Source organism: Pseudoclavibacter sp. CFCC 11306 (assembly GCF_008831235.1).
GTDB lineage: Bacteria > Actinomycetota > Actinomycetes > Actinomycetales > Microbacteriaceae > Pseudoclavibacter_A.
The window spans coordinates 344288-368119 of the sequence record NZ_WBKF01000002.1; the positions used below are offsets into that span (position 1 = coordinate 344288).

21 protein-coding genes and 1 tRNA gene are annotated in these 23832 nt (G+C 64.9%); 9 read left to right on the top strand and 13 right to left on the bottom strand.

Features of this window, described 5'->3' with window-relative positions:
* Positions 1-67: 67 nt before the first annotated feature.
* The 11 genes from budA to F8O09_RS08490 form a co-directional block, all read right to left on the bottom strand.
* Positions 68-850 carry an acetolactate decarboxylase gene (gene budA / locus F8O09_RS08440; RefSeq protein ID WP_158030208.1) on the bottom strand — a complete coding sequence of 261 codons (783 nt, stop codon included), beginning with the start codon at positions 848-850 and terminating at the stop codon, positions 68-70.
* Positions 847-2523: an acetolactate synthase AlsS gene (gene alsS / locus F8O09_RS08445; RefSeq protein ID WP_158054893.1), complete on the bottom strand. Its 1677-nt coding sequence runs from the start codon at positions 2521-2523 to the stop codon at positions 847-849. The genes budA and alsS overlap by 4 nt, the downstream gene beginning before the upstream one ends.
* Before the next feature lie 390 nt (positions 2524-2913).
* Positions 2914-4344 carry a dihydrolipoyl dehydrogenase gene (gene lpdA, locus F8O09_RS08450; RefSeq protein WP_158054895.1) on the bottom strand — a complete coding sequence of 477 codons (1431 nt, stop codon included), beginning with the start codon at positions 4342-4344 and terminating at the stop codon, positions 2914-2916.
* A 39-nt stretch (positions 4345-4383) separates the two neighbouring features.
* Complete coding sequence (locus tag F8O09_RS08455) at positions 4384-5766, bottom strand: dihydrolipoamide acetyltransferase family protein (protein ID WP_158054897.1); 1383 nt, start codon at positions 5764-5766, stop codon at positions 4384-4386.
* A gap of 109 nt (positions 5767-5875) precedes the next feature.
* Entirely contained in the window at positions 5876-6859 is a 984-nt protein-coding gene (locus F8O09_RS08460; RefSeq protein WP_158030204.1) for an alpha-ketoacid dehydrogenase subunit beta, read from the bottom strand.
* A 1-nt stretch (position 6860) separates the two neighbouring features.
* Positions 6861-8015, bottom strand: coding sequence for a thiamine pyrophosphate-dependent dehydrogenase E1 component subunit alpha (locus tag F8O09_RS08465; RefSeq protein ID WP_225732954.1), 1155 nt, complete (start codon positions 8013-8015; stop codon positions 6861-6863).
* Between the two features lie 64 nt (positions 8016-8079).
* A complete protein-coding gene (locus tag F8O09_RS08470; protein ID WP_158054899.1) occupies positions 8080-9333 on the bottom strand; it encodes an MFS transporter in 1254 nt (417 codons plus the stop codon).
* A 280-nt stretch (positions 9334-9613) separates the two neighbouring features.
* A tRNA-Ala gene (locus F8O09_RS08475) sits at positions 9614-9686 on the bottom strand.
* Between the two features lie 51 nt (positions 9687-9737).
* Positions 9738-10784, bottom strand: coding sequence for a CobW family GTP-binding protein (locus F8O09_RS08480; RefSeq protein ID WP_158054901.1), 1047 nt, complete (start codon positions 10782-10784; stop codon positions 9738-9740).
* Positions 10785-10793: 9 nt separating this feature from the next.
* Complete coding sequence (locus F8O09_RS08485) at positions 10794-11207, bottom strand: DUF6907 domain-containing protein (protein WP_158054903.1); 414 nt, start codon at positions 11205-11207, stop codon at positions 10794-10796.
* A gap of 101 nt (positions 11208-11308) precedes the next feature.
* Positions 11309-11602 carry a helix-turn-helix domain-containing protein gene (locus F8O09_RS08490; RefSeq protein ID WP_192496561.1) on the bottom strand — a complete coding sequence of 98 codons (294 nt, stop codon included), beginning with the start codon at positions 11600-11602 and terminating at the stop codon, positions 11309-11311.
* 88 nt (positions 11603-11690) lie between these two features.
* Here F8O09_RS08490 and F8O09_RS08495 point away from each other — a divergent pair, with 88 nt between their 5' ends.
* Entirely contained in the window at positions 11691-12194 is a 504-nt protein-coding gene (locus F8O09_RS08495; RefSeq protein WP_192497630.1) for a DUF3054 domain-containing protein, read from the top strand.
* Here the strand turns inward: F8O09_RS08495 and F8O09_RS08500 are convergent.
* Positions 12174-13181 (bottom strand): endonuclease/exonuclease/phosphatase family protein, encoded by a 1008-nt coding sequence (locus tag F8O09_RS08500; protein ID WP_158054906.1) that lies wholly within the window; start codon positions 13179-13181, stop codon positions 12174-12176. The two genes, F8O09_RS08495 and F8O09_RS08500, sit on opposite strands and share 21 nt — an antisense overlap.
* Before the next feature lie 163 nt (positions 13182-13344).
* Here F8O09_RS08500 and F8O09_RS08505 point away from each other — a divergent pair, with 163 nt between their 5' ends.
* The 8 genes from F8O09_RS08505 to F8O09_RS08540 all read left to right on the top strand — a co-directional run bounded on the left by F8O09_RS08505 (position 13345) and on the right by F8O09_RS08540 (position 22588).
* Positions 13345-14106: an HAD-IIB family hydrolase gene (locus F8O09_RS08505; RefSeq protein ID WP_158054908.1), complete on the top strand. Its 762-nt coding sequence runs from the start codon at positions 13345-13347 to the stop codon at positions 14104-14106.
* A 271-nt stretch (positions 14107-14377) separates the two neighbouring features.
* Positions 14378-14623, top strand: coding sequence for a glutaredoxin-like protein NrdH (gene nrdH, locus F8O09_RS08510; RefSeq protein ID WP_158030196.1), 246 nt, complete (start codon positions 14378-14380; stop codon positions 14621-14623).
* A gap of 20 nt (positions 14624-14643) precedes the next feature.
* Positions 14644-16794 (top strand): class 1b ribonucleoside-diphosphate reductase subunit alpha, encoded by a 2151-nt coding sequence (gene nrdE / locus F8O09_RS08515; protein ID WP_225732955.1) that lies wholly within the window; start codon positions 14644-14646, stop codon positions 16792-16794.
* Positions 16795-16928: 134 nt separating this feature from the next.
* A complete protein-coding gene (gene nrdF, locus F8O09_RS08520; RefSeq protein ID WP_158043070.1) occupies positions 16929-17906 on the top strand; it encodes a class 1b ribonucleoside-diphosphate reductase subunit beta in 978 nt (325 codons plus the stop codon).
* Between the two features lie 592 nt (positions 17907-18498).
* The gene (locus F8O09_RS08525; RefSeq protein WP_158030194.1) at positions 18499-19677 is read left to right on the top strand and encodes a ferrochelatase; all 1179 of its coding nucleotides are present in this window, start codon (positions 18499-18501) and stop codon (positions 19675-19677) included.
* 156 nt (positions 19678-19833) lie between these two features.
* Complete coding sequence (locus tag F8O09_RS08530; protein ID WP_158054910.1) at positions 19834-20310, top strand: hypothetical protein; 477 nt, start codon at positions 19834-19836, stop codon at positions 20308-20310.
* An 18-nt stretch (positions 20311-20328) separates the two neighbouring features.
* Entirely contained in the window at positions 20329-21780 is a 1452-nt protein-coding gene (locus tag F8O09_RS08535) for a GNAT family N-acetyltransferase (RefSeq protein ID WP_158054911.1), read from the top strand.
* Between the two features lie 133 nt (positions 21781-21913).
* Positions 21914-22588, top strand: coding sequence for a TetR/AcrR family transcriptional regulator (locus F8O09_RS08540; protein WP_192496559.1), 675 nt, complete (start codon positions 21914-21916; stop codon positions 22586-22588).
* 3 nt (positions 22589-22591) lie between these two features.
* On the opposite strand, the gene F8O09_RS08545 is transcribed toward F8O09_RS08540, so the two are convergent.
* Positions 22592-23773 (bottom strand): CapA family protein, encoded by a 1182-nt coding sequence (locus F8O09_RS08545; RefSeq protein WP_158054913.1) that lies wholly within the window; start codon positions 23771-23773, stop codon positions 22592-22594.
* Between the last annotated feature and the right edge of the window lie 59 nt (positions 23774-23832).

Below are 23832 nucleotides of genomic sequence, written 5' to 3' on the forward strand. Positions count from 1 at the left end.
CGAGCCGGGGTCTCCGTCGTGATGACAGAGGCCCCGGCTCGCGGGAATCGTATACGGAGTCAGTCGCTCACTTGTGCGATTCGGTGCGGTTCAGTTCGTCGTGCAGGTCTTCTGGAGACAGGTTGGCCTCTTCGAACGCCTCGGTGCGCGGCAGCGACAGACGCAGGTCTGTTCCGAGGCAGACCTCGACGGTGCCCTTGGCCATCTGGAAGTCGAGCACATGCCCGCCCATGGTGCGTTCATCGTCGATGAAGTGCACGTGGCAGCCGGGCACCGAGATGCCCTGCTCATACACCGGCGTGCGGAAACCGCCGACGACGCCTGACACATTCTCGAAGCGCAGCGTCGGCTCGTCGTTGGTCGCATCGACCATGCGTGGGTAGGGCTTGCTCTGCAGCTGCACCGTACGGGTCTTGACCCAGTCGAACTCGCCGGTGATGCGCAGCGCGTACAGATAGTTCGGCGACACCGTCAGCGAGTCGACCAGCGCCGAGACGTCTTCACGGCTGGAGTGCGGCTTGACCTCGGCACTCAGGCTGGTCACGAAGTTGGTGACCACGGCGAACGGCGTGCGCGCGTCGAGTGGTGCGGGCTGCACTGAGCCGTCGACGCGCATCTGCCAGCAGTGACCGTCGAGAATGATCATCTCGCCGTCGAGCCCGTCGAAGGTGCCCAGACCGAAACTGCCCTGGCCGAGCAGCTCCGCGATGGTCATCTCGCCGTCATAGATGCCGTCGAGCAGTGCGCTCATCAGCGAGGTCTGAAAGACCTCGTGGCGGACGATGTGGTTCGAGACCCGTTTGGCGGCGGGTGCCGACGTCGAATCGGTAATGTCGGATGATGTGGTCATGACAGAACTCCCTCTCTGAGATCACCGGCGAGACCCGCGAGGTTGTCGCGGTAGTCGACCGGTACGTCGATGATGGTCGGGCCCGACTCGGCGAGCCCTGTGCGCACCTCGGTGACGAGTTCTTCGAGCGAGGTGGCGCGGCGGCCGTGGGCGCCGAATGACTCGGCGTACGCAGCCAGATCCGGGTGCCCCAGGGTGATGCCCGAGGTACGCCCGTACTTCTTCATCTGCTGGAAGGCGACCATGTCATAGGTGCCGTCGTTGAAGATGACGTGGGTGAAGTTCGCTCCGCGGCGCACGGCTGTGTCCAGCTCCATGGCCGAGAACAGGAAGCCGCCGTCGCCCGACACCGAGAGCACCGGCTCGTCGGGGCGAACCATGGTGGTGGCGATGGCCCACGGCAGCGCGACGCCGAGCGTCTGCTGGCCGTTCGAGAACAGCAGCCGACGCGGGCGGTAGGTGCGGAAGTAGCGGGCCATGTAGATGTAGTGCGAGCCGACGTCTGAGATCACTGTGGTGTCATCGCTGACGAGGTCTCGCAGGGTGAGAGTCACGGCCACGGGATCGAGTCCGAACGTGTCGTCGTGCTCTTCGCTCGGGCGTGCCTTCTCGGCGAGACGGGCGAGCTGCGAGTCGACGACCTCGCGAGCCGCGCTCTCGAGCTTCAATCCCTGCAGACGGTCGGCGAGAGCCGAGACCGTGGTGGGAATGTCGCCGCGCAGCTCGAGCGCGGGCGCATAGCTGGCGTCGATGTCGGCTGCGATCTCGTCGAGGTTGATGATGCGACGCGAGCTGTCGTGATTCCACATCTTCGCGTCGTACTCGACCGGGTCGTAACCGATCGCAAGCACCACATCGGCGTGATCGAGGATGACGTCGCCGGGCTGGTTGCGGAAGAGCCCGACGCGACCGAGGTAGTGATCTTCGAGATCGCGTGAGACGAGCCCCGCGGCCTGGAAGGTCTCGACGACCGGCAGCTCGGTGGCCTTCAACAGCTGGTGCAGTGCCTCGGCCCCAGAGGTGCAGGCTGAGCGCACGCCGGCCAGGATGACCGGGAACTTGGCATTGCGCAGCAGATCTGCTGCCGCATCCAGCGACTTCTGAGAAGCCGGACCGAGGTCGGGCACCGGCTGCACAGGAGGCAGCGGCACTGAGGTGTGCTCCGCCATCACGTCAGAGGGCAGCACCAGCGAGGCGGCGCCCCGCGGCATCACCTCAGCCTGGCGGAAGGCATTCACGATCGCCTCGGGAACGTTGTCTGCGGAGTCGACCTCGCCGGCGAACTTCGAGACGGTCGACAGCAGGCCCACGGCATCCATCGACTGGTGAGTGCGCTTCAGACGGTCGCCGCGCGGCACGGCGCCGCACAGCGCGATCATCGGATCGCCCTCGGTGGTCGCCGTCACCAGTCCGGTGGCGAGGTTGCTGGTGCCGGGCCCTGAGGTGACCAGTGCGACGCCGGGGTGACCGGTCAGACGACCGACGGCGGCGGCCATGAATGCCGCATTCTGCTCGTGTCGGCAGACGACGACCTCGATGGGGGAATCCTCCAGAGCGTCGAAGACCTGATCGACCTTCGCGCCGGGAACGCCGAAGACCCATTTCACGCCTGCCGCCTCGAGTGCTTCGACGATGCGGTTCGCGCTGCGCACCGATTCTGCGCTGCTGTTCATTGCTGCTCCTGAACTGTGCGGTCGCCAGCTGGTGCCGGCGACCGGGATGTGTGTGATGGAAACCTGTGGGAAAGTGTGGACGAGCGGGTCGGTCTCGTCATGGCGCCCGACGCTCCGTGAGGGGAGCGGCAGCATCGCTGAGACGCTGAACCGACCGGCTCGAGAACACCCCGCGTCTTTGAGGTGGACTCACCGTATACAACATAGATACTAGATCTCTTTGGGGCTGAGCGCGAATCTGTTTCAGAAGAGTTCACCGAGACGAAGACGACAGCTGTGGTCGATGAGGCGGCTGATACACGAAAAGTGTGGTTTGTCCGAAGACAAACCACACTTTTCACTCTTCGCCCGCAGAGGCGAGGACGCGACGCGACGTCGGTCAGCCGATGATCAGATGTGCGTCGGGTACCCGATCGCGATGTCGGCGGCCTCGGCGATGGGCTCCGAGAGCGTCGGATGCGGGTGAATCGTCAGCGCGATGTCTTCGACGTTCATCTGAGCGTTGACCGCGAGGCTGAGCTCGGAGATGAGGTCGGAGGCCCCCGGGCCGACGATCTGCGCGCCGATCAGCGTGCCCTCGTCCTTCGTCGACACCAGCCGCACGAAGCCGTCAGGCTCGCCCAGCGACACGGCGCGGGCGTTGCCGGCGAAGGGGAACTTCGCCGTCTCGACCGCGACGCCCTGTTTCTCGGCCTCGTCTTTGGTCACGCCCACTGTCGCGACCTCGGGGTCGCTGAAGCAGACGGCGGGCACACCGATGTAGTCGTTCGCCGTCGGCTGCCCGGCGATCGCGCCGGCAGCGGTCTTCGCCTGGAAGAACGCCTTGTGCGCCAGAGCGGGCCCCGCCGTGATGTCGCCGATCGCGTAGATGTGCGGCGACGCTGTGCGTCCCTGCTCATCGGTGACGACGAGACCGTGGTTGTCGATCTCGACGCTGGTGAACTCGAGCCCGATGTTGTCGGTGTTGGGGCGGCGACCGACGGTGACCAGACAGTAGTCGGCCTCAAGGGTCTCTTCTTCGTCGTTCAGCGTGACGAAGACCTGCACGCCGTCGGCATCCTCATCGACGTCGCGCGCCCGCACGCCGGTGTGGATCTCGACGCCCTTGGCCTCGAGCCGCTTCGTGACGATCGACGAGAGATCGTTTTCGAAGAGCGGCAGGATGCTGGGGGAGCCTTCAAGGATGATCACCTTGGCGCCCATGTCGGCGTAGGCGCCGGCGAGCTCGGTGCCGATGTACCCGCCGCCGATGACGATCATGCGCTTGGGCACCTCGGGCAGATTCAGCGCACCGGTCGAGTCGATCACTCGGTCGCCCCAAGGAAAGCTCGGGATCTCGATGGGGCGAGAACCGGTCGCGATGATCAGGTCGTCGAAGGTGAACTGTCGGCCGAGGTCGACGCTCATGAACTGCTGCGGGCCTGCCGGCATCACGCGCAGCACGGTGTCGCTGTCGAGGGTGGCGAAGCCCTGGACGATCTCGACGTCGTGCTTCTTGAGCAGCCCGCGCACACCACGCGTCATGCGCTCGACCACGTCGTGCTGCTTCCAGTGCTGCGTCTTGGCGAAGTCGAGCTTCGGCGCTTCGAAGCTCAGGCCGTACTGGTCGGTGTCGTGTACGGCCCGGATGCGGTGCCCGACGCTGATCAGGGCCTTCGACGGCACGCAGCCCTCGTTCAGGCAGATGCCGCCGACTCGATCGGTGGCCTCGATCAGCGTGACCTTCTGCCCGAGCTCTGAGGCGCGGATGGCCGCGACGTAGCCGCCGGGCCCCGAACCGATGACGATGGTGCCGCGGTGTTCGACTGTGGAGTCGCTCATGATGTTCCTCTCAATGCTTCGTGTCGTGACGCGGCCGGATCAGGCCTCGACCAGCAGACGTGCTGGGTCGTGCAGCACCGCGGTGAGCAGGTTCAGCGCCTGCTGTGCCTTGGCGCCGTCGATGACGCGGTGGTCGGTCGTGAACGACAGCTGCAGCAGCTGCCCGACTTCGAGTTCGCCCTCGTCGTTGACGACCGGGCCCGGTTTTGCGCGCCCGACGCCGAGAATCGAGGTCTCGGGTGCGTTGAGGATCGGTGTGAACCAGCCGCCGCCGACGCTGCCGAGGTTGCTGATCGTGATCGACCCGTCGCCCATGTCGTTGGGGCCGAGCTTGCCGGCCTTCGCCTTCTCGGTGTTCTCGGCGATGCGCTGTGCCACCTCGAAGAGGCTCAGCCGGTCGGCATCGCGCACCACCGGCACGAACAGGCCGCGGTCGGTGTCGGTCGCAATGCCCACGTCGATGCGGTCGCGGTAGACGATCTCACCGGCGTCGAGGTCGAGCCGGGTGTTCAGATCGGGGAACTGCTTCAGCACGGCGACCAGCGCTTTGACGATGTAGGCGAGCGGCGTCAGATGGATGTCGCGTTCGACGGCGAGCTGCTTGTACGTCTTGCGATGTGCGAGCAGCGCAGAGATCTCGACCTCGGCGAAGAAGGTGACCGGCGGAATCTCGTGCGCCTTCGTGACGGCGTTCGCGGTGGCCTTGCGGATGCCGCTGAAGGGAGTGCGACGCTCGCCGCTGCCGTCGTAGGCCGGCGTGACGCTGACCTCGTCGGTCGGTGCGGCGGCTGCCTCGGGATGCGGCTCGGCGCTCGCGGCGACGGCCGGAGCCGACCCTGCATCCGCCGGCTCGGCGCGATGGCCGAAGACGGCGTCGACATCGGCACGCAGCACGTGACCGTGTGCCCCGGTGGGCACCACGGTCGACAGATCGACACCGTGTTCGCGGGCGTACAGGCGGACTGACGGCATCGCGAGCACCGGAGCGCCCTCTGGGCGTGCGTCTGCCGGAGCTGCTGCGGGTTCGGCCGCGGGTGCGGCTGCAGCCGGTGCCGGGGATGCCGGAGCGGCGGGTGCGGCAGGTGCCGGTGCAGCTGGCGCGGGTGCGCTTGGTGCCTCGGGCTCGGCGGCAGCGGCGGCATCCGCGGCCGCCGCCTCATCAGACGCGTCGGGCTCGTCTGGCGAGCCGTCATCGATGTCGATGATGACCTGGCCGACTTCGACGGTGTCGCCCTCTTTGAACTTCAGGCTCTTCACCGTGCCGCTGACCGGTGACGGCAGGTCGACGACCGACTTGTCGTTCTCGATCTCGACGAGGGTCTGATCGGTCTTGACCTCGTCGCCCTCTTTGACCTGCCAGGCTGAGATGACGCCCTCAGAGAGGCCCTCACCCAGCTCGGGCAGTTTGAACTTGAATGACATCTTGACAGTCCTTTCATTGCCCCGGTGGGGCCCGGCGTCTGCGCAGTCACACTGCGCAGACGCGCTTTGCAATCGACATTTCGGCGCTGGTCGTGACCAGCGTGGGCAATCAGTAGGTCAGGGCCTCGCGGGCCTTGGCCTCGATGTCGGCGGCATTCGGAATCCAGTCGAGCTCGGCGGCGGCGAACGGATAGACCGAGTCGGGAGCCGCGACGCGCATGATCGGTGCCTCGAGGCTGAGGATGCGCTCTTCGGCGATGGCCGAGACCACCTGAGTTCCGACGCCGGCGATGCGCTGCGCCTCCTGCGCCACGACCACGCGGTGGGTCTTGTCGACGGAGGCGAAGATCGTGTCTGTGTCGATCGGCTGCAGCGAGATCAGGTCGATGACCTCTGCCTTGATGCCGTCGGCAGCCAGTGCGTCGGCCGCCTTGACGGCCTGCTGCACCATGGCGCCGTAGGCCACGATCGTCACGTCGGTGCCTTCGCGCACGACCTTCGCCGTGTCGAGTGCCACGCGGTACGGTTCTTCGGGCACATCGCCTTTGACCGAGCGATAGAGCTTCAGGTGCTCCATGAACAGCACCGGATCGTTGTTCTCGATCGCCGCGATGATCAGGCCCTTGGCATCGTAGGGATTGCTGGGGGTGACCACGCGCAGACCGGGGGTGCCGGTGAAGACATGCTCCAGGTTGTCGCTGTGCAGCTCGGCGGTGTGCGTGCCGCCGCCGTACGGGGTGCGCACGGTGATGGGCTGCGCGACCTTGCCGCCGAAGCGGAAGCGGTTGCGAGCCATCTGCGCATTGAGCGAGTCGGCGGCTTCGAACGTGAACCCCATGAACTGGATCTCGGGGACGGGACGCCAGCCAGTGGCGGCCAGTCCGATCGAGAGCCCGAGGATGGCCGACTCGGCGAGCGGAGTGTCGAAGACGCGGTCTTCGCCGTACTTCGCCTGCAGGCCCTGCGTGGTGCGGAACACGCCGCCGTTCTTGCCGACGTCCTCACCGAAGATGAGGGTGCGGTCGTCTTCGGCGAGCGCCTGATCGAGTCCTTCAGTGATGGCTTTGATGTACGTCAGTTTTTTCGAGCTCATCTCACTCGGCCTCCTTCGCGGTGAATGCTTTGATCTGCTTGGCGACGCCCGGGGTGGGCACCTCGTAGGTGTTGCGCAGGAAGTCGGAGACGGTCTGCTTCGGGGCCTTGTCGGCCTCGGCCAGCGCCTCACGGAACGACTTCTTGTACTGCTCAGCGAGATCGCTCTCTTTGTCCGGGCTCCACAGCCCGCGGGGAACGAGCAGATCGCGCAGACGGTTGAGCGGATCGCGTTCGATCCACGGCATCTCTTCTTCGTGTGTGCGGTAGCGGCTCGGATCGTCGCCGGCGCTTGAGTGCGCTCCGAAGCGGTAGGTCAGGGTCTCGATCAGCACGGGACCGTTGCCGGCGACCGCGTAGGCGCGGGCGGCGCGGGTCACGGCGTTGACCGCGAGGATGTCCATGCCGTCGACCTGCACCGAAGGGATGCCTGCTGCGACCGCCTTCTGAGCGAGCGTGAGCGCATGGGTCTGCTTCGAACGCGGCACCGAAATCGCCCAGCCGTTGTTCTGGATGATGCCCACCAGCGGAGACTGGAACGCGCCGGCGAAGTTCAGCGCCTCGTAGAAGTCGCCTTGCGAGGTGGTTCCGTCACCACCGTATGCCAGAGCCACGTTCGGCTCGCCGTTCTTCTGGATGCCGAGGGCGGCTCCCGCAGCCTCGACGTACTGGGCGCCGATGATGATCTGCGGCATCCAGGCGCGGTGGCCTTCGGCCATCGCGTTGCCCTGCACGTGGCCGCGTGACCACAGATAGCCCTGAGCGGGTGTGATCGCGCCGTGCTGAATGAGCTGGGGGAGGTCGCGGTACGCGGGGAAGAGGAAGTCCATCGGCTCGAAGGCGGTGATGGTGCCCATGTTGCTGGCCTCTTCACCGAGAGTCGGGGCGTAGAAGCCGAGGCGACCCTGTCGGGAGAAGACGATCGTCTGTTCGTGCAGCGCACGCTCCCAGACCATCAGCTCGAGAAAGTGCACGAGCTCGTCTTCGCTGTAGGAGTCGAAAGTCTTCTGGTCGACCACGTTGCTGTTGCGGTCGAGCACGCTCACCGGGTGGTCGTACTCTTCGCCGAGGTTCTCGGCGATCGCCGAGAAGTCGACGATGGGCTTGGCCTCGTCAGGTACTGGTGTGGCCTCAGGGCCATGAGGTGTGGTCATCATGCCTGTGGTTCCTTTCCTTTTCTTGTTGCTGCGGTTGCTCGAGTGGGAGCACGAAAACGGTCGGTCATTCGACTGGTCCGGGCTTGCGGACCAAGAACAGGATCACCGCGCTGACTGCCAGAAACACGCTGCCGATCAGCAGCGACGTGCCGAAGGTGATGATCTTCTGCGCCATCAGGATGTTGAAGATCAGCGTGATGAGAGCGCCGCTGGCGAACCCCTGGTAGATCACCGAATAGTTCTTCGCCTGGTTGTTCTTGCCGAAGAACTCGCCCACGATGGTCGGGTAGATCGTGATGCAGCCGCCGAACGATGCGCCGAAGAGCAGGAAGCCGACGATGTACAGTGCCGGCTGCGGCAGCCAGGTCAGACCCAAGACGAACGCGAAGACGGCGAGCACCGCGAGAGCCACGGCCACGATGAGGGTGCGCCGCACCCGGTCGGAGAGCCAGCCGAAGAAGAAACGACCGATCGTGTTGACCAGCCCGACCAGCGACACCAGGGTGATGGCCGTGCCGATCAGGTACTTCGAGGGATCATCTGCCGTGATCGCGCCGTCACCCGCGTGCCCGATGATGAACAGGCCGGCGAAGCAGAACGCGGTGATGCCGAAGTACAGCAGGTAGGCCTGCGGGCGGCGAAGCATCTGCGGAATGGTGTACTCGTGGCTCGCGTGCGAGTGGTCTTTGGGGATCTCTGGGGCGTCTTTGAGCAGCAGCCCGCCGCCGCCGATGAGCACGATCACCGTGACCGCCCAGAGGATGAAACATGTGGTGAGCCCGGCATAGCCGTTGTCGGCGCTGCCCAGCACGGGCGTGACGATGAACGGCAGGATCACAGCGGGCACGCCGTACGAGCCGACTGAGACGCCGGAGATCGCACCTGCTTTGTCGGGGTACCAGCGCAGGACGTTGGTCAGACTGAGCAGATAGCCGATGCCGTCGGCGGCGCCGACGATGACGCCGGCGAAGATGTAGAGCATCCAGAGGCTGGTGGCGAAGGCCGAGACGAGCAGGCCGGCTCCGAGCACGATGCCGCAGGCGACCAGCACTCTGCGCACGCCGAAGCGATGCTGCAGCCAGCCGATCAGCAGCGTCGACACCGACAGGCTGATCATCATGATCGAGAAGGTGATCGCGATGGGGAAGGTCTGCGTGTGATCGCCCGAGATGCGCTGCGCGAGAGCGGGATTCAGCACGCTCCAGGCGTAGACCGTGCCCAAGCCCAGCTGGGCGAGCACCGTGCCGAGCAGGACGCGACTCCGAGAACCGCCGGCACCGAGCGCGGCGGACGTCTGGGGCTTGAGTGTCTGGCTCATCGTCACTCCTTCGCAGAGCGAACCTGTGCGCAGCCATGTGGAAGACCATCGGTTTCAGTCCCGCTCTGCGACCGGTTCTGATCCCACTCTACGACTCTTTCCCCGACAGATGTCGGGGAGTCTGCATTGCGTTCAGACGTTGTTCATTCCTGACACGAAACAGGTGCAGAAGATGTGTGTCGGGAGACTGGCGGTGAGGCCGAAAAAGTGCCTATGCAGGGGATGTGGAAGCAAGAAACGGCCGCCGAGTCTTGTCTGTGCAAGAACTGGCGACCGGCTGTGGAGCTAAGGGGAATTGAACCCCTGACCTCTTCATTGCGAACGAAGCGCTCTACCAACTGAGCTATAGCCCCGTGACCCTGACGGGCACCAGAAGATGCTACCACTTCTCAAGTGTCGTCGCATCAGTCGAGATAGCGGTTGATCGTGATCATGGCGGTGCGATCGTCTGAGGTGGCCGTGTCGGCCTCGCAGTCCGCGAGCCGTGCGGCGACGTCGGCCGCATCGACGCCGATGCCGATGAGCACGAGCTGCGTCTCGTCGACGAGCGGATGATTCGGCGTCTGGCGCTGGCGGGCGAAACGCACGTGCGCACCGACGCTCTGCACCTCGAGCGGATGCCGTGCCGCTCCCGGCCCCCGGGTGACGGTGAATCGGACGTGCCCTTTCAGCCGGTAGAGCCCGGCCGGGCGGTCATAGAGGAGTTCGAGGAAGCGATGCGGGCTGAGCGGTTGGTCGGTGCGGAAAGAGACGCTGGTGTACTGATCGTGCAGGTGTGGGGGATGCCGGTCGTGAGCATGGCGTTCCAGATTCTCGAAGGGCAGAGGCACTTGGCCGTATCGCGGCGGTTCGTGCCGGGCCCGGTCGAAGAGCAGCCGAGGATCGATCGTGCCGAACGTGGTCGGCAGCACTGGCGCACCTCGTGAGGAGTCTTCGAGTGTGCGCATGAGCTGGTCGAGGTCGGAGGACGACACCAGGTCGGCCTTGTTCAGTACGATCAGGTCGGCGATGCGGCCGTCCTGTGCGATCTGCGGGTGGCTGCGCAGCGTCTCGAGGTATTCGCAGGCGTCGACCATGAGAACGACGCCGGCGAATCTGACGCCGCGCGTGCTGCTGCGGCTGACGCGCAGAGCAAGGTTCGCCGGGTCGGCCAGGCCGCTGGCCTCGATGACGACGGCGTCGATCTCGAGGCTCGGGTCGAGCAGCTGCTGCAGCATGTCGTCGATCTGACCGGCGTCGGTGACGCAGCAGAGGCACCCGCCGCCGAGCGTCACCATGGTGTCGACCGAGGCATCGACCAGCCAGCTGTCGACGGGGATGTCGCCGAAGTCGTTGATGATCACCCCGACGCGCACACCGAGTGCGTTGTGCAGCAGCCCGTTCAGAAAGGTCGTCTTGCCGCTGCCGAGAAAGCCGGCGAGCACGAAGACGGGAATCTGACGGGTGGGCATGGCAGCATCCTACGGCGATCGCAGCACGCCGAGAAACAGCATCAGCGCATCGACCATACGCTGTGCGCTCTCAGGCGTGAGGTCGATGCCCAGGCCGTCGTCGGTGCTGCAGGTGAGGTAGGGGGCGGTGCCGCACTGGATCAGCCCGACCCAGCATTCGTGCCCGCGCGGAGTCGAGAGGACCTGTCCGTCGGTCATCAGCGTCTCGCGTACGACCAATGGCACGGGAACCATTGCGCTCATGTGCATCAGGTCGACCTCGAGGTCGTGCTGGTGGCTTTCGCCCAACACGCACCACGACGGGCAGTCGAGATGTAGTGCGTGGGCGTTCCCGAGATGCTGCTGGTCGTGCGACGACGTGGCGGGAGCGTCGATCGAAAGGGCGTCTTCTGGCGTGGGCTCTGGGGCGTCGTGTTCGTTCATGCGGCCAGTTCACCGGCAGGCGCTGACAGATCGGCACGTGGACGTCCTCGGCCATCGAAGTGTGCACAGACGATGATCGATCGGTCGTCTGTGCAGAGTGCTCAGTCCAAGCGGATATCGGGGTACTGATCGGGAATGATGTCTTCGACGCGAACGTGCAGAGCGTTCGCCAGACAGATCAGGTTGATGAGCGTGAGGTTTGCAGGTCGGCCGTCCTGGCCGCGCCCCTGCTCATAGCGCACATATGTGTAAGGGGCCATGCCTGCCTGAGCGGCGACGTACTCCTGGCTGAAGCCACGCTCTCGCCGCACCTGAGCGAGCAGCAGCCCGAAGTCTGCCATGAAACGCTGCCAGTCCTGCTGCGCGTGAGCAGTCAGACGGGCAGGACGGGGCATCCAAATAGGATGCAGCTCGCTTCGCCGCGGCATACCCTTGCAGACAAGGGGGAATGCGCAGACCGGCGCCGAGGCCTACGCTGTCTGTGTGAGCACCAATACCACTGCACCAGAAGTGACCGCCGAAACCGACGTCGCCGCAGGCGAGAGCCCGACGGCCTTCGCCGAGCTCGAGACGCCGCAGCAGCGAGCCGATCGGCTCTCCCGCATCGGCACGGGCCCGGTGTGGGTCATCACAGCGATCGTGCTCGACGCCGTCTCGATTCTGCTCTTCGCCTTCATCGGCGGTCGTGCGCACGCAGCCGACCCGAGCTTCCTGCATGTGCTCGAGGTGGCCTGGCCGTTCCTGCTGAGCGCGTTCGTCGGGTGGGTCTGGGCGCACGCCTGGCGTCGCCCGCTCGACCTCTCGCACACTGCTGCGCCGATCTGGCTGTTCACTCTCGTCGGGGGCGTACTGCTGCGCGGGCTCACGCTGCACGGCGTCGCCTTCGGGTTCGTGATCGTCACCGGCACTGTGCTCGCCGTCTTCATGTTCGGCTGGCGAGCCATTCTGCGGTCGTTCGCCCGGCGCTCAGCCGGCTGGCGTCGCTGACCTGCTGAGATCGACCACGATCGGTCGATGATCGCTCGCGGTGACTCGCTGGCCGGAGATCGGCCAGAGGCCTCTGACCTGCCACTGATCGGTCGTGTATGCGCGATCGATCGGCGCTCCGAGCCATGCCGGCAGCACGCTCGGCCAGGTGCCTCCTGTGGTCGACCCCTGCGTGTCTGAGCCCGGCGCCCGGCACGAGCCCAGCGTCGGCCCGATGTTCGCGTCAGTGCCGTTGAAATCGCCGACGATGACGGCCTCGCCGCTGTCGCACCATGAGCCGAGCCACCCCAGGTGTGCCCGCCAGATCTGGGCCTGTTCGACGGCGAAGCCCGGCTGCTGCGCATGCGCCACCACGATGGTCGGCCCTTGACCGTTGACCGGTTTGGCGGCGACTCCCGGACGCACCGACTGTGAGGTGTCGTCGACGACGCGGTACCTCCCCAACTTCGAGCTGATCAGCACCGACGACGGCCATGCGCTGTCGCTGCCCTGCGCAGGAAGCACCCGCATGTCGAGACCGTCTGCTGCGAGCTGGTCGGCCAGGGCATGCGCCTCGCTGGGGGTCGTCTCTGGGAGTGCGATGACCTGCGGCGAGACCTGCTGCGCGAGGGCTGCGACGTCGTCGACCGAATCGGCTGAGCCGCCCACGTTCCAGCTGAGCACGCGCAGGCCGTCAGCGGATGCCGCGGGCAGGCTGGCGACGTCGAAAGCGCGCGGCGGGGTGGTCAGGCGCGGCGAGAGCCATGGCACCGAGGCGAGAGCGACGACGAGCACGCAGACCAGCGTCAGCATCCGCACGCGACGACGCAGCAGCGAGGTGACCAACAGCAGCAGGCCGATCAGGGCGAGGGCGGCGAGCCACGGCGCGGGCATCGCGAAGAACTGTGCGAAGCCGATCTGCTGGCCGAGGTGCGCGGGCAGCCAGGCGAGGGCTCCGAGCAGCGTCAACACGACGAGCGCCCAGAGCACCGTCACGAGACGACGCATGTGCGGCCTTCCCTCTCATCGCACGGCCGGGCTGCTGAGAGAACAGTACAGTTGAGAGCGTGCCGCACGCTCAACCCATGTTAGCGATGCGCGCCACGTTCGGGGGTCGAGTGCGCCTCCCGTACCTGTGAATCCGCTGAACACTCTGACAGGAGAACTACCCGTGCCCGATCTGCCCAAACTGGTCGCCTTCGATCTCGACGACACTCTCGCGCCCTCGAAGTCGCGCGTGCCGGAATCGATGGCGCAGGTGCTGCGCCGACTGCTCGACCGCACCCAGGTGTGTGTGATCTCGGGTGGCAACATCGGGCAGTTCCAGGCCCAAGTCATCGATGCGCTCGAGGCCGCTGGCGGCACCGACGACGAACTCGATCGGCTGCACCTGATGCCGACCTGTGGAACGCGCTACCACCGGCATGCAGGCGGCGCCTGGCACGAGGTGTACGCGCAGGATCTCAGCGCAGACGAGAAGTCGGCCGCCGAGCGTGCGCTGACCGAGCAGGCGAAATGGCTCGGACTGTGGGAGTCGAAGACGTGGGGGCCGATCATCGAAGATCGTGGGTCGCAGATCACCTTCTCGGCACTGGGGCAGCAGGCGCCGGTCGAGGCCAAGCAGGCGTGGGATCCGACCGGCGAGCGCAAAGACGGGCTTCGGCGTGCGGTGCAGGCCGTGCTGCCCGACCTCGAGGTGCGGGCGGGGGGCACCACGTCGATCGACATCACGCGGCGCGGTATCGACAAGGCGTATGGCATCCGGCAGCTCGCCGAACAGACCGGCATCGGCCTCGACGAGATGCTCTTCTTCGGTGACAAGCTCCATGAAGACGGCAATGACTACCCCGTTCGGGCTCTGGGAGTGGAGTCGGTCGAGGTGACCGGCTGGCCCGACACGGAGCAGCGTCTGCGACACCTGTTGGGGCTGTAGAAAATCGTTCTCGTGGCGTGTCGCACTCGCTTGGCGCACGCGATCCGCGTCATTCCGCGGCAGAACGCCATCGTGGTAATTACATTGATGTTACACATCATCTAGTGGTGGCTTGCGTGGCCCGCCACTAGATGTAGTATCGACTCATATCTGCTGCGGCAGGCGCTCCAAGAGAGGGATCACCGCGAGCGCAGCTGTCCAGAACACTGAGAAGACACCGATTCGAACTGCCGCTGAGGGCGAGTGCGAGTCTGAAGAATGGAGACGAAAGATGTCAGTCACGGTCTACAGCAAGCCAGCATGCGTGCAGTGCAACGCGACCTACCGCGCTCTCGACAAGCGTGGCATCGACTACACCGTCGTCGACATCACTGAAGACGCCGCTGCGCTCGCCCAGGTCAAGGAGCTCGGCTACATGCAGGCGCCGGTCGTCGTGACCGATGGCGGTCACTGGTCGGGCTTCCGCCCCGACAAGATCGACGCGCTCGCAGCATCCACCGTCGCAAGCCTGGCCTGAGACCGAGGCTGAGAACCATCTTGGACACCACGCACCCCGGCTCCGGAAGTGGCGAGAACAGCCAGCTCGACTACCACGCGCTCAACGCGATGCTGAACCTGTATGACGAGCAGGGACACATTCAGTTCGACAAAGACCACGAGGCAGCTCGGCAGTACTTTCTGCAGCACGTGAACCAGAACACGGTCTTCTTCCATGACCTGGAAGAGAAGATCGAGTACCTGATCGAGAACGAGTACTACGAGAAAGAGTTCCTCGACCTCTACCCGTGGCAGTTCGTCAAAGACCTGTTCAAACGGGCCTATGGCTACAAGTTCCGCTTTCCGACCTTCCTGGGTGCGTTCAAGTACTACACGAGCTACACGCTCAAGACCTTCGACGGCAAGCGCTATCTTGAGCGTTTCGAAGACCGCGTCACGATCGTGAGCCTCTACCTGGCGGCAGGCGACCAGGAGCTCGCGACGCATCTGGTCGACGAGATCGTCTCGGGCCGGTTCCAGCCGGCGACGCCGACGTTCCTCAACGCGGGCAAGAAGCAGCGCGGCGAACTCGTCAGCTGCTTTCTGCTGCGCATCGAAGACAACATGGAGTCGATCGGCCGTTCGATCAACTCGGCGCTGCAGCTCTCGAAGCGCGGCGGCGGCGTGGCCTTCCTGCTGTCGAACATTCGCGAGTCGGGTGCGCCGATCAAGCACATCGAGAACCAGTCGTCGGGTGTCATCCCGATCATGAAGCTGCTCGAAGACTCGTTCAGCTACGCGAACCAGCTCGGTGCGCGTCAGGGCGCCGGTGCGGTGTACATCAACGCACACCACCCCGACATCTATCGGTTCCTCGACACCAAGCGCGAGAACGCCGACGAGAAGATCCGCATCAAGACCCTCTCGCTCGGCGTGGTCATCCCCGACATAACGTTCGAGCTGGCCAAGCGCAACGAAGACATGTACCTCTTCAGCCCCTACGACGTCGAGCGCGTCACGGGCAAGGCGTTCGCCGACCTGTCGGTCAGCGAGCACTACTACGAGTGGGTCGACGACTCCCGCATTCGCAAGACGAAGATCAGCGCCCGCGAGTTCTTCCAGACGCTCGCCGAGATCCAGTTCGAGTCGGGCTACCCGTACATCCTGTTCGAAGACACGGCCAATCGGGCGAACCCGATCAAGGGTCGCATCAACATGTCGAACCTCTGCAGCGAGATTCTGCAGGTCAACGAACCCAGCCAGTACGACGAAGATCTGTCATACGCCCAGATCGGCAAAGACATCTCGTGCAACCTCGGTTCGCTGAACATCGCGAAGACGATGGACTCCGAAGACTTCGGCATCACCGTCGAGACGGCCATCCGCGGTCTCACCGCGGTCAGCGACCACAGCCACATCCACTCGGTGCCGTCGATCGAGGCGGGCAACGACCGCAGCCATGCGATCGGCCTCGGGCAGATGAACCTGCATGGCTACCTCGCTCGTGAGCGCGTCTTCTACGGCAGCGAAGAGGGCGTCGACTTCACGAACATCTACTTCTACACGGTGCTCTACCACGCGTTGCGCACATCGAACCAGATCGCCATCGAGCGCGGCGAGCGCTTCGACGGCTTCGACGAGTCGAAGTACGCCAGCGGAGCGTTCTTCGACAAGTACATCGAGCAGGAGTGGAAGCCCACGACGCAGCGCGGCCGCGAGCTGTTCGAACAGGCTGGCGTGCGCATCCCCACACAGGACGACTGGCGCGAGCTCAAGGCGAGCGTGCAGGAGCACGGCATCTACAACCAGAACCTGCAGGCGGTGCCGCCGACCGGCTCGATCAGCTACATCAACAACTCGACCTCATCGATTCACCCGATCGCCTCGAAGATCGAGATTCGCAAAGAGGGCAAGATCGGTCGCGTCTACTACCCGGCGCCGTTCATGACGAACGACAACCTGGAGTACTACCAGGATGCCTACGAGGTCGGCTACGAGAAGATCATCGACACCTACGCCGCGGCGACGCAGCACGTCGATCAGGGGCTGTCGCTCACGCTGTTCTTCAAAGACACCGCGACCACCCGTGATCTGAACAAAGCCCAGATCTACGCATGGCGCAAGGGCATCAAGACGCTCTATTACATCCGTCTGCGCCAGATGGCGTTGGAAGGCACCGAGGTCGAGGGCTGCGTCAGCTGCATGCTGTGACGCAGATGTGACTGTTTGGCTGCGGCAGTCGGCTCAGGCCGATTGATGCGACTAGTGTCAGGAGGAGTCCCCGTGTCTGCGAGGGCTCCTCTTGTCTGCTGCCGTGACCGCGATTTTCATTCTGAGGGAGAGAGATGTCTGCACCGAAGCTCAAGCTCGTCGACCGGGTCGACGCGATCAACTGGAATCGCATTGAAGACGACAAAGACCTCGAGGTCTGGCAGCGTCTGACCGGCAACTTCTGGCTGCCTGAGAAGGTGCCGCTCTCGAACGACATCCAGTCGTGGGCCACGCTCACCGAGGCCGAGAAGACGCTCACCATGCGCGTGTTCACTGGTCTCACACTGCTCGACACGATTCAGGGCACCGTCGGTGCGGTCTCGCTGATTCCCGACTCGATCACCCCGCACGAAGAGGCGGTGTATACGAACATCGCGTTCATGGAGAGCGTGCACGCGAAGTCGTACTCGTCGATCTTCTCGACGCTGTGTAACACGCCTGACATCGATGATGCCTTCCGCTGGTCGGTCGACAACCAGAAGCTGCAGCGCAAGGCCGCGATCGTGCTCGAGTACTACCGCGGTGACGACCCGCTCAAACGCAAGGTGGCCTCGACTCTGCTCGAGTCGTTCCTGTTCTACTCGGGCTTCTACCTGCCGATGTACTGGTCGAGCCATGCGAAGCTCACGAACACGGCCGATCTGATTCGCCTGATCATTCGTGACGAGGCGGTGCACGGCTACTACATCGGCTACAAGTTTCAGAAGGGGCTCGAAGCGGTCGATCAGGCCAAGCGCGACGAGCTCAAGGAGTACACGTTCTCGCTGATGTACGACCTGTACGACAACGAGGTCGAGTACACCCAGGATCTCTACGACGAGGCGGGTCTCACCGAAGACGTCAAGCGCTTCTTGCATTACAATGCGAACAAGGCGCTGATGAACCTCGGGTATGAGCCGATGTTCCCGTCATCGGTCACCAACGTGAGCCCGGCGATTCTCTCGGCGCTGTCGCCGAACGCCGATGAGAACCACGACTTCTTCTCTGGCTCGGGCTCGTCATATGTGATCGGCAAGGCCGTCAATACCGAAGACGACGACTGGGATTTCTAATCTGACTCGGCACAGCGGTAAGTGCTGAGCTCTGTCTGCTGGAGCGCACCTGCGGGGATTGCACTCTGCCTGCACGGATTGGACGAAATCGGCCGGTTTGCGAGTGATCGCGGTAGAGAGCGAGTGATCCACGCAGGTGGGCTGTGCGCCCTCGCGAGAATCGACACCTCGGCCTTCATGAGATCTCGATGCAGCAGGGGGCAGGCGGGTTGAAGTTGGGGCTCTCGCGGACACCGACGTTGAGAACAAACGTTCGTGCACCTCGGATTCAGCCACCCCTGCTGCAGTCTCCCGCGACAGCTGTTCACGCGTCGCGGCTCGCTTGACCTTGACGCGGCCGTGCTGCGAGACGCCCTGTGCTTCGATCTGCTGCCTCCACACATTCGCCAGTGGCCGTGGTGCACCGTTCCAGGTGGCGCTGGAAGCGGGCGCTGAATGCGGGCGGATGTGGCACGCCGCTCGCAAGGTATATTGTTTACCAAGTTAGATAATCCAAGTCAGGGAGCCTGACTGCCGCCATTTCTCACGGTAGAGCTGTGCACGCAGGGCCGGAGTGCGCCCCAACGCCTTCTCACCATGATCGGAGCTTTCGATGGAGCAGAACACCGCTGTGCCCTATGCCTCGCCTGCAAGCGCAGCAGGGGCGCCGTTCGTCTCTCAGCCGCAGCGATACGACGGCATTCTTCTTGCCGGCTTCGGAGGCCCCGAAGGGCAGGAAGACGTCATTCCCTTTCTCAGAAATGTGACTCGCGGTCGCGGCATTCCAGAAGAACGGCTTGAAGAGGTCGCCCACCATTACCGTCGCTTCGGCGGCATCAGCCCGATCAACGCGCAGAACCGAGCACTGAAGAAGGCGCTCGAGCGCGAGCTGGCGGCGCGAGGCATCGACCTGCCCGTGTACTGGGGCAACCGCAACTGGGCACCGTATCTGACTGATGCGGTACGCGAGGCGGATGCGGCAGGCGACCATCGACTCCTGGCGCTCGCCACGAGTGCCTACAGCTCGTTCTCAAGCTGCCGTCAGTACCGAGAAGACTTCGCTCGTGCGCTCGAAGAGACCGGCCTCGCCGAGACCATGACGATCGACAAGATTCGTCAGTTCTTCGATCACCCGGGCTTCGTCGACTCATTCGTTCCGAGCGTTCTGTCTGCTCTGCAGAGGTTCCGCGACGATGGAACCGACGTCGAACACATGCGTGTGCTCTTCACCACCCATTCGATTCCTCTCGCCGACGCGCAGCGGTCGGGGCCACGAGATGCAGACTTCGGCCCGGGTGGCGCGTATGAGGCACAGCACCGGGCGGTGGCGGCAGCGGTGATGCGTCGCGTCGGCGATCAGGATGCGATGCTCAAAGACGTGAGCTGGGAGCTCGTCTACCAATCTCGATCAGGGCCCGCGGCACAGCCCTGGCTGGAACCGGATGTCTGCGACCGCATCGCCGAGCTGCCGGGCGAGTCGGTCGAGGCCATCGCGATCTCGCCCATCGGATTCGTCAGCGACCACATGGAGGTGCTCTGGGATCTCGACACCGAGGCTCTCGAGGCGGCGTCAGAAGCCGGTCTTCGCGCCGTGCGAACGGAAACTCCCGGCACCGCCCACACGCAGGTGGCCGGCATCGTAGACCTCATCGAAGAACGCATGTCGGCGGTCGATCCGGCTGATCGCCCGTCTGCCACCGCCCTCGGCCCGTGGTTCGACGTGTGTCGGCCAGGCTGCTGCGAGAACGTCAGAGCTGGGTTCAAACGTGCTGCCGCAGGCGTCGCGCCGTGAGTGCAGTCGTCGTCGTGAAGCGTCCGCAGAGGTGCATTCCGCTGGTCGGCTGAGAGCCGTGACCGCCGATCGCGGCGTGTAACGTGGTGGGGGCAGGATGCCCTTCGGACGCGTCGAGGGTCGGCGCGTCGCTGCGAGACAGGATGAGGATTTCTGATGGCGACACACGGACTGATCATCGACCACCCCGGGCTTCCGACCGTTCCCGACCAGCGCGCGGCCCTCGACGACGCTCAGGTCAGCGAGTGCACAGAGATCGCACCGCGCACGCAGGAAGACTGGCACTACCGCATTCGCGAGGCGCTGGAGACCTTCGACGCGGACGACACCGCGGTGGTCTCAGAACTCTGCGTACTCGGTCTGAACGCGGTGAGTCTGCTCGACAGCCTTGAGGCCGTCAGCGCGAGCCAGGTGCGCTTCGTCTCGCTCGGGGAGGGCATCGACAGCGCCGAGGATCCCCGCTTTCTGGCACACGCCAAGACCATCAGCAACGCGCTCGAGGCCGGCAGGCTCGCGCAGGCTCGCACCATCATCGACCGTGCGAAGCATCGAGACGCGGTGACTCCGCCCAAAGTCGAGTTCGTCGACCGCGACCTCTGGGAGGCCACGGCCGCTGAGACCATCGACGACTGACTCAGAAAGCGGGAGACCATGTCGCAGCGCCAGCCGCAGCGTCTGAACGCTGACGCGCTCGAGACGTTCTCGTCGAACGCGCAGCGCAGACTGGACGCCGCCCGACTGCAGGGCCGAGTGGTCGATCAGTCTGACGAGGTCGCGGTCGACGGCTGGCTCGGCGCCATGGAGCGCGGCTTTCTCGATGCGCTGCCGCCGACACCGCGCATGCGTCGAGAGCTGCGCGACACGTTGGTCGGCAGTCGCATCATCGGCATCTACGACGACGCTCTGAGCATCGAGGGCGATTCTGCCGATCAGAGTGATCGCGAAATCGACGAAGACCCGACTGACGAAGAGGCCATGCACAGCGCGATCGCGGCATCGCCGGCGGGCACCGCCCAAGGGTGGCCGACCGGTCTCACGCTTGTCGGTGGCTCATCGGTGGATGCCTGGGCGATTTCTGCTGTGACAGTCGCCGGCACGCATCGTCGGCGGGGCATCGCACGAGCCATGATCACGGATCAGCTGGACGCAGCGATCGCGAGCGGAGCATCCGCCGCTGTGCTGACCGCAACCGAAGGCGGCATCTACGGGAGATTCGGATTCGGCCCGGCCACGCGCTCGACGACGCTGCGCTTCGATCCGAGACGTGTCTCATGGCGCGACCGGGCAGACGACGATATGACTGTGCGGCTGGTCGCGCCGCAGGCCCTGCGCGCCGAGGCGCCGCAGGTGTTCGAACGTGCGCGGAATGCCGGAGACATCGGTCGACGTGACGTGTGGTGGCAGCAGGCGCTGCGAGTCTTCTCGCTGCGGCTGTTCAACCACGGTGACTCAGGCACCACGCTTGCGCTGCGCGTCGACTCTGCGAAGACTGGGCGACTTGAAGGCTTCGCCCTGTACCGAGTCTCCGGCGGCGAGGAGCACGGCCGTCTGGTGGTCGACGAGGTCTGCGCGGCAGATCCCGCTGCCGAGGCGGCGCTCTGGCGCCATCTGCTCTCGACCGATCTGGTCGGCGAGGTCTCTGCACGCAGTCAGCCGGTCGACTTCCTGCTGCCGTGGCTGCTGAACGATCCGCGGGCGGTCGCGGCGAAGCAGACCAGCGACTCGCTCTGGGTGCGTGTGCTCGACGTCTGTTCAGCGCTCGCAGCGCGGTCGTGGTCGCGCAGCCCGGCCGGGACTCGGCTGCGGCTGCGCGTCGGCGACGCGTTGGGCTATGCCGACGGAGACTATCTGCTGCAGGTCGACGAGCTGGGCGCAGGCACCGTCGAACGCCTGCGCGGCGCCGCGACGACGGACGCTTCGGTGCCGACGCTGGAACTGGACGTCGCCGACCTGGGGTCGCTGCTCTTCGGATACACCTCGGCGAGCCTGCTGGCCGGTGCCGGGCGAGCCTGTGGGCTGGGCGAATGCGAGGCGGAGACCTTGGCGCTGGCCGATGACCTGTTCTCGACCGCCCGTGCGCCGCACCTGCGCACACCCTTCTGAGGTCTGACCACACAGGGGATGTGTCGGCCCGATCGCCGGCGACGGAACCTCGACAGCGCTGGCGCACACGTGCGTGAAGACGTGGTGACAATTCGCTGCACACTATGCAAAAGACGGGCATACAATGAGGGACGTGCCACGGCAGAATGACAGAGTTCTCGACCCCAGGGCGCAGCGAACTCGTCAGGCGCTGCGCACGGCCGTGCTCACCCTGATCAGTCAGGAGCCGATCGAGGTCATCTCGATCTCAGACGTCGTTCGCGAGGCAGGCGTCAACCGCAGCTCGTTCTACGTGCACTACAGCGATATCGACGAACTGCTCGCCGACGCGTTCGAAGAGCTCTCGATCAGCGTCAATCAAACGAACATGATCTCGCCCGGAGTGCCGCACGACGCCGAGACCGGCCTGCCCAAGACGCTCATGCAGTATCTGGAGCACATCGCCGAATACAAGTCGGCCTATGCCTGGGCGCTCGGCCCGAAAGGCAGCGCCGCGGTCACGCACCGTCTGCGCGAGCAGTTTCGCGCGATCATCGAGCAGAGCCTGTTGCAGTACGCCGACCGCAGCACCGCAGTGCCGATGGGGTTCGACGCTGACGCGGCCTTTCTCGCCGGTGCGGTGATCGGGACCATCTCGATCTGGCTCTCCGAAGCTCCCGAGGTGCCCGCCAAACGCGTGAGCGTGTGGCTGTGGCGCCAGCTGCAGCAGGACTTCCTGCGCATCCTCGAACGCTACGCACTCACCAACCGGCCGGCCGCCCGGCTGCCGAAGCGCGGGCGTCGTCCGAGCAATCCTGGTCGCGGCTGAGCGTCAGCGCACCACCTGCACCTGATCGCCCACAGTCTTCTGCACGAACGCGTAGCGGCTGTCGGCGCTTTCGCCGGGAAACTCGCTGCGCACCCGCTCGTCGGCCTGCGACATCGGCAGGATGCGCAGGCCGTGTCGAGCCCCCAGCGAGACGCCGCGAGCGACGAAGTCCATGAACGTCGGTGTGAACGTGGCCTGCTCGACGGTGACCGGGCCGTCGCCGGTGCGCACCAGCTGCCACTGCGCGATGCCTCCGGTGCGATTGTTGACCGGCACCTGCGTCGAGAGCATGTTGCCCAGTGAGTTCCAGACCAGCGTGCGCCCGCCATCCGGACGATCGATGAACTCGGCCGGCTGCAGTACATGCGGGCCGGTGCCGATGACGACGTCGGCGCCCGCGTTCACGAGCTTCTGCGTGAGCTCGCGCTGTGGGGCATCGGTCGCCGTGGAGTCTTCGGTACCCCAGTGCATTGAGACCATGACGACATCGGCCTGTTTGTGGGCCTCGGCGAGCTGCTCATCCATGAGCGGGCCGTCGGTGGTGTTCAGACCGAAGGTCGTGTGCCCCATGTTGCTCTGCGCGGTGAAGGCGAGCTGGGCGATCTTCATGCCGTTGATCTCGGCGTAGGCGATCGTGCGTTGCTCTTCGGAGCTGCGGTTGGCCCCGGCGATGAGCTTCGGCTGCAGGGCATCCCAGGTGTCGCGGGTGCGGTCGATGTCAGCCTGCTCGTAGTCGGCCATGTGGTTGTTCGCCAGGTTGATGTCGTTGCAGCCGACGTCGCGGCTCAGACTCTCGGCGAACTGAGTGGGGGCGCGGAACCGAGGATAGGTCGTGATCTGTGCGGGGGATGTGGCCGAGGCGAGCACCTCTTCGTTGCAGAAAACCAGGTCGGAGCTCTGATAGATCGGCCGGATCGCGTCGAAGTAGTGACCGTAGTCGTAGCCGTCAGCGGTCTTCGCCTCGGCGTTGACCGCATGGTGCGGCAACATGTCGCCCATGGCGCTCACGGTGACGCGCTGTTCTGTCGGTGCGCTTGGTGTGCTCGGTGCGCTGCTGGTCTGCTCTGGGGTGAATGAAACAGGCGCATCTGGTGCGACGTTCGAAGTGCACCCCGTCAGCGCGAGCGTCAGACCGAGCAGGCCGACGGAGGAAGACAGCGGCAGAGACCCAGGCAGGTGGCGCATGCGACTCAGTATAGGGGCTGCTGTGATTCAGCTGTGAACGATCTTGAGCGAATGGTGAC

Bases quoted from the DNA above. Each gene is read 5' to 3' on its own strand.
- budA (WP_158030208.1), bottom strand. From the start codon at position 850: ATGACCACATCATCCGACATTACCGATTCGACGTCGGCACCCGCCGCC.
- alsS (WP_158054893.1), bottom strand. From the start codon at position 2,523: ATGAACAGCAGCGCAGAATCGGTGCGCAGCGCGAACCGCATCGTCGAA.
- lpdA (WP_158054895.1), bottom strand. From the start codon at position 4,344: ATGAGCGACTCCACAGTCGAACACCGCGGCACCATCGTCATCGGTTCG.
- F8O09_RS08455 (WP_158054897.1), bottom strand. From the start codon at position 5,766: ATGTCATTCAAGTTCAAACTGCCCGAGCTGGGTGAGGGCCTCTCTGAG.
- F8O09_RS08460 (WP_158030204.1), bottom strand. From the start codon at position 6,859: ATGAGCTCGAAAAAACTGACGTACATCAAAGCCATCACTGAAGGACTC.
- F8O09_RS08465 (WP_225732954.1), bottom strand. From the start codon at position 8,015: ATGATGACCACACCTCATGGCCCTGAGGCCACACCAGTACCTGACGAG.
- F8O09_RS08470 (WP_158054899.1), bottom strand. From the start codon at position 9,333: ATGAGCCAGACACTCAAGCCCCAGACGTCCGCCGCGCTCGGTGCCGGC.
- F8O09_RS08480 (WP_158054901.1), bottom strand. From the start codon at position 10,784: ATGCCCACCCGTCAGATTCCCGTCTTCGTGCTCGCCGGCTTTCTCGGC.
- F8O09_RS08485 (WP_158054903.1), bottom strand. From the start codon at position 11,207: ATGAACGAACACGACGCCCCAGAGCCCACGCCAGAAGACGCCCTTTCG.
- F8O09_RS08490 (WP_192496561.1), bottom strand. From the start codon at position 11,602: ATGCCCCGTCCTGCCCGTCTGACTGCTCACGCGCAGCAGGACTGGCAG.
- F8O09_RS08500 (WP_158054906.1), bottom strand. From the start codon at position 13,181: ATGCGTCGTCTCGTGACGGTGCTCTGGGCGCTCGTCGTGTTGACGCTG.
- nrdH (WP_158030196.1), top strand. From the start codon at position 14,378: ATGTCAGTCACGGTCTACAGCAAGCCAGCATGCGTGCAGTGCAACGCG.
- nrdF (WP_158043070.1), top strand. From the start codon at position 16,929: ATGTCTGCACCGAAGCTCAAGCTCGTCGACCGGGTCGACGCGATCAAC.
- F8O09_RS08525 (WP_158030194.1), top strand. From the start codon at position 18,499: ATGGAGCAGAACACCGCTGTGCCCTATGCCTCGCCTGCAAGCGCAGCA.
- F8O09_RS08530 (WP_158054910.1), top strand. From the start codon at position 19,834: ATGGCGACACACGGACTGATCATCGACCACCCCGGGCTTCCGACCGTT.
- F8O09_RS08535 (WP_158054911.1), top strand. From the start codon at position 20,329: ATGTCGCAGCGCCAGCCGCAGCGTCTGAACGCTGACGCGCTCGAGACG.
- F8O09_RS08545 (WP_158054913.1), bottom strand. From the start codon at position 23,773: ATGCGCCACCTGCCTGGGTCTCTGCCGCTGTCTTCCTCCGTCGGCCTG.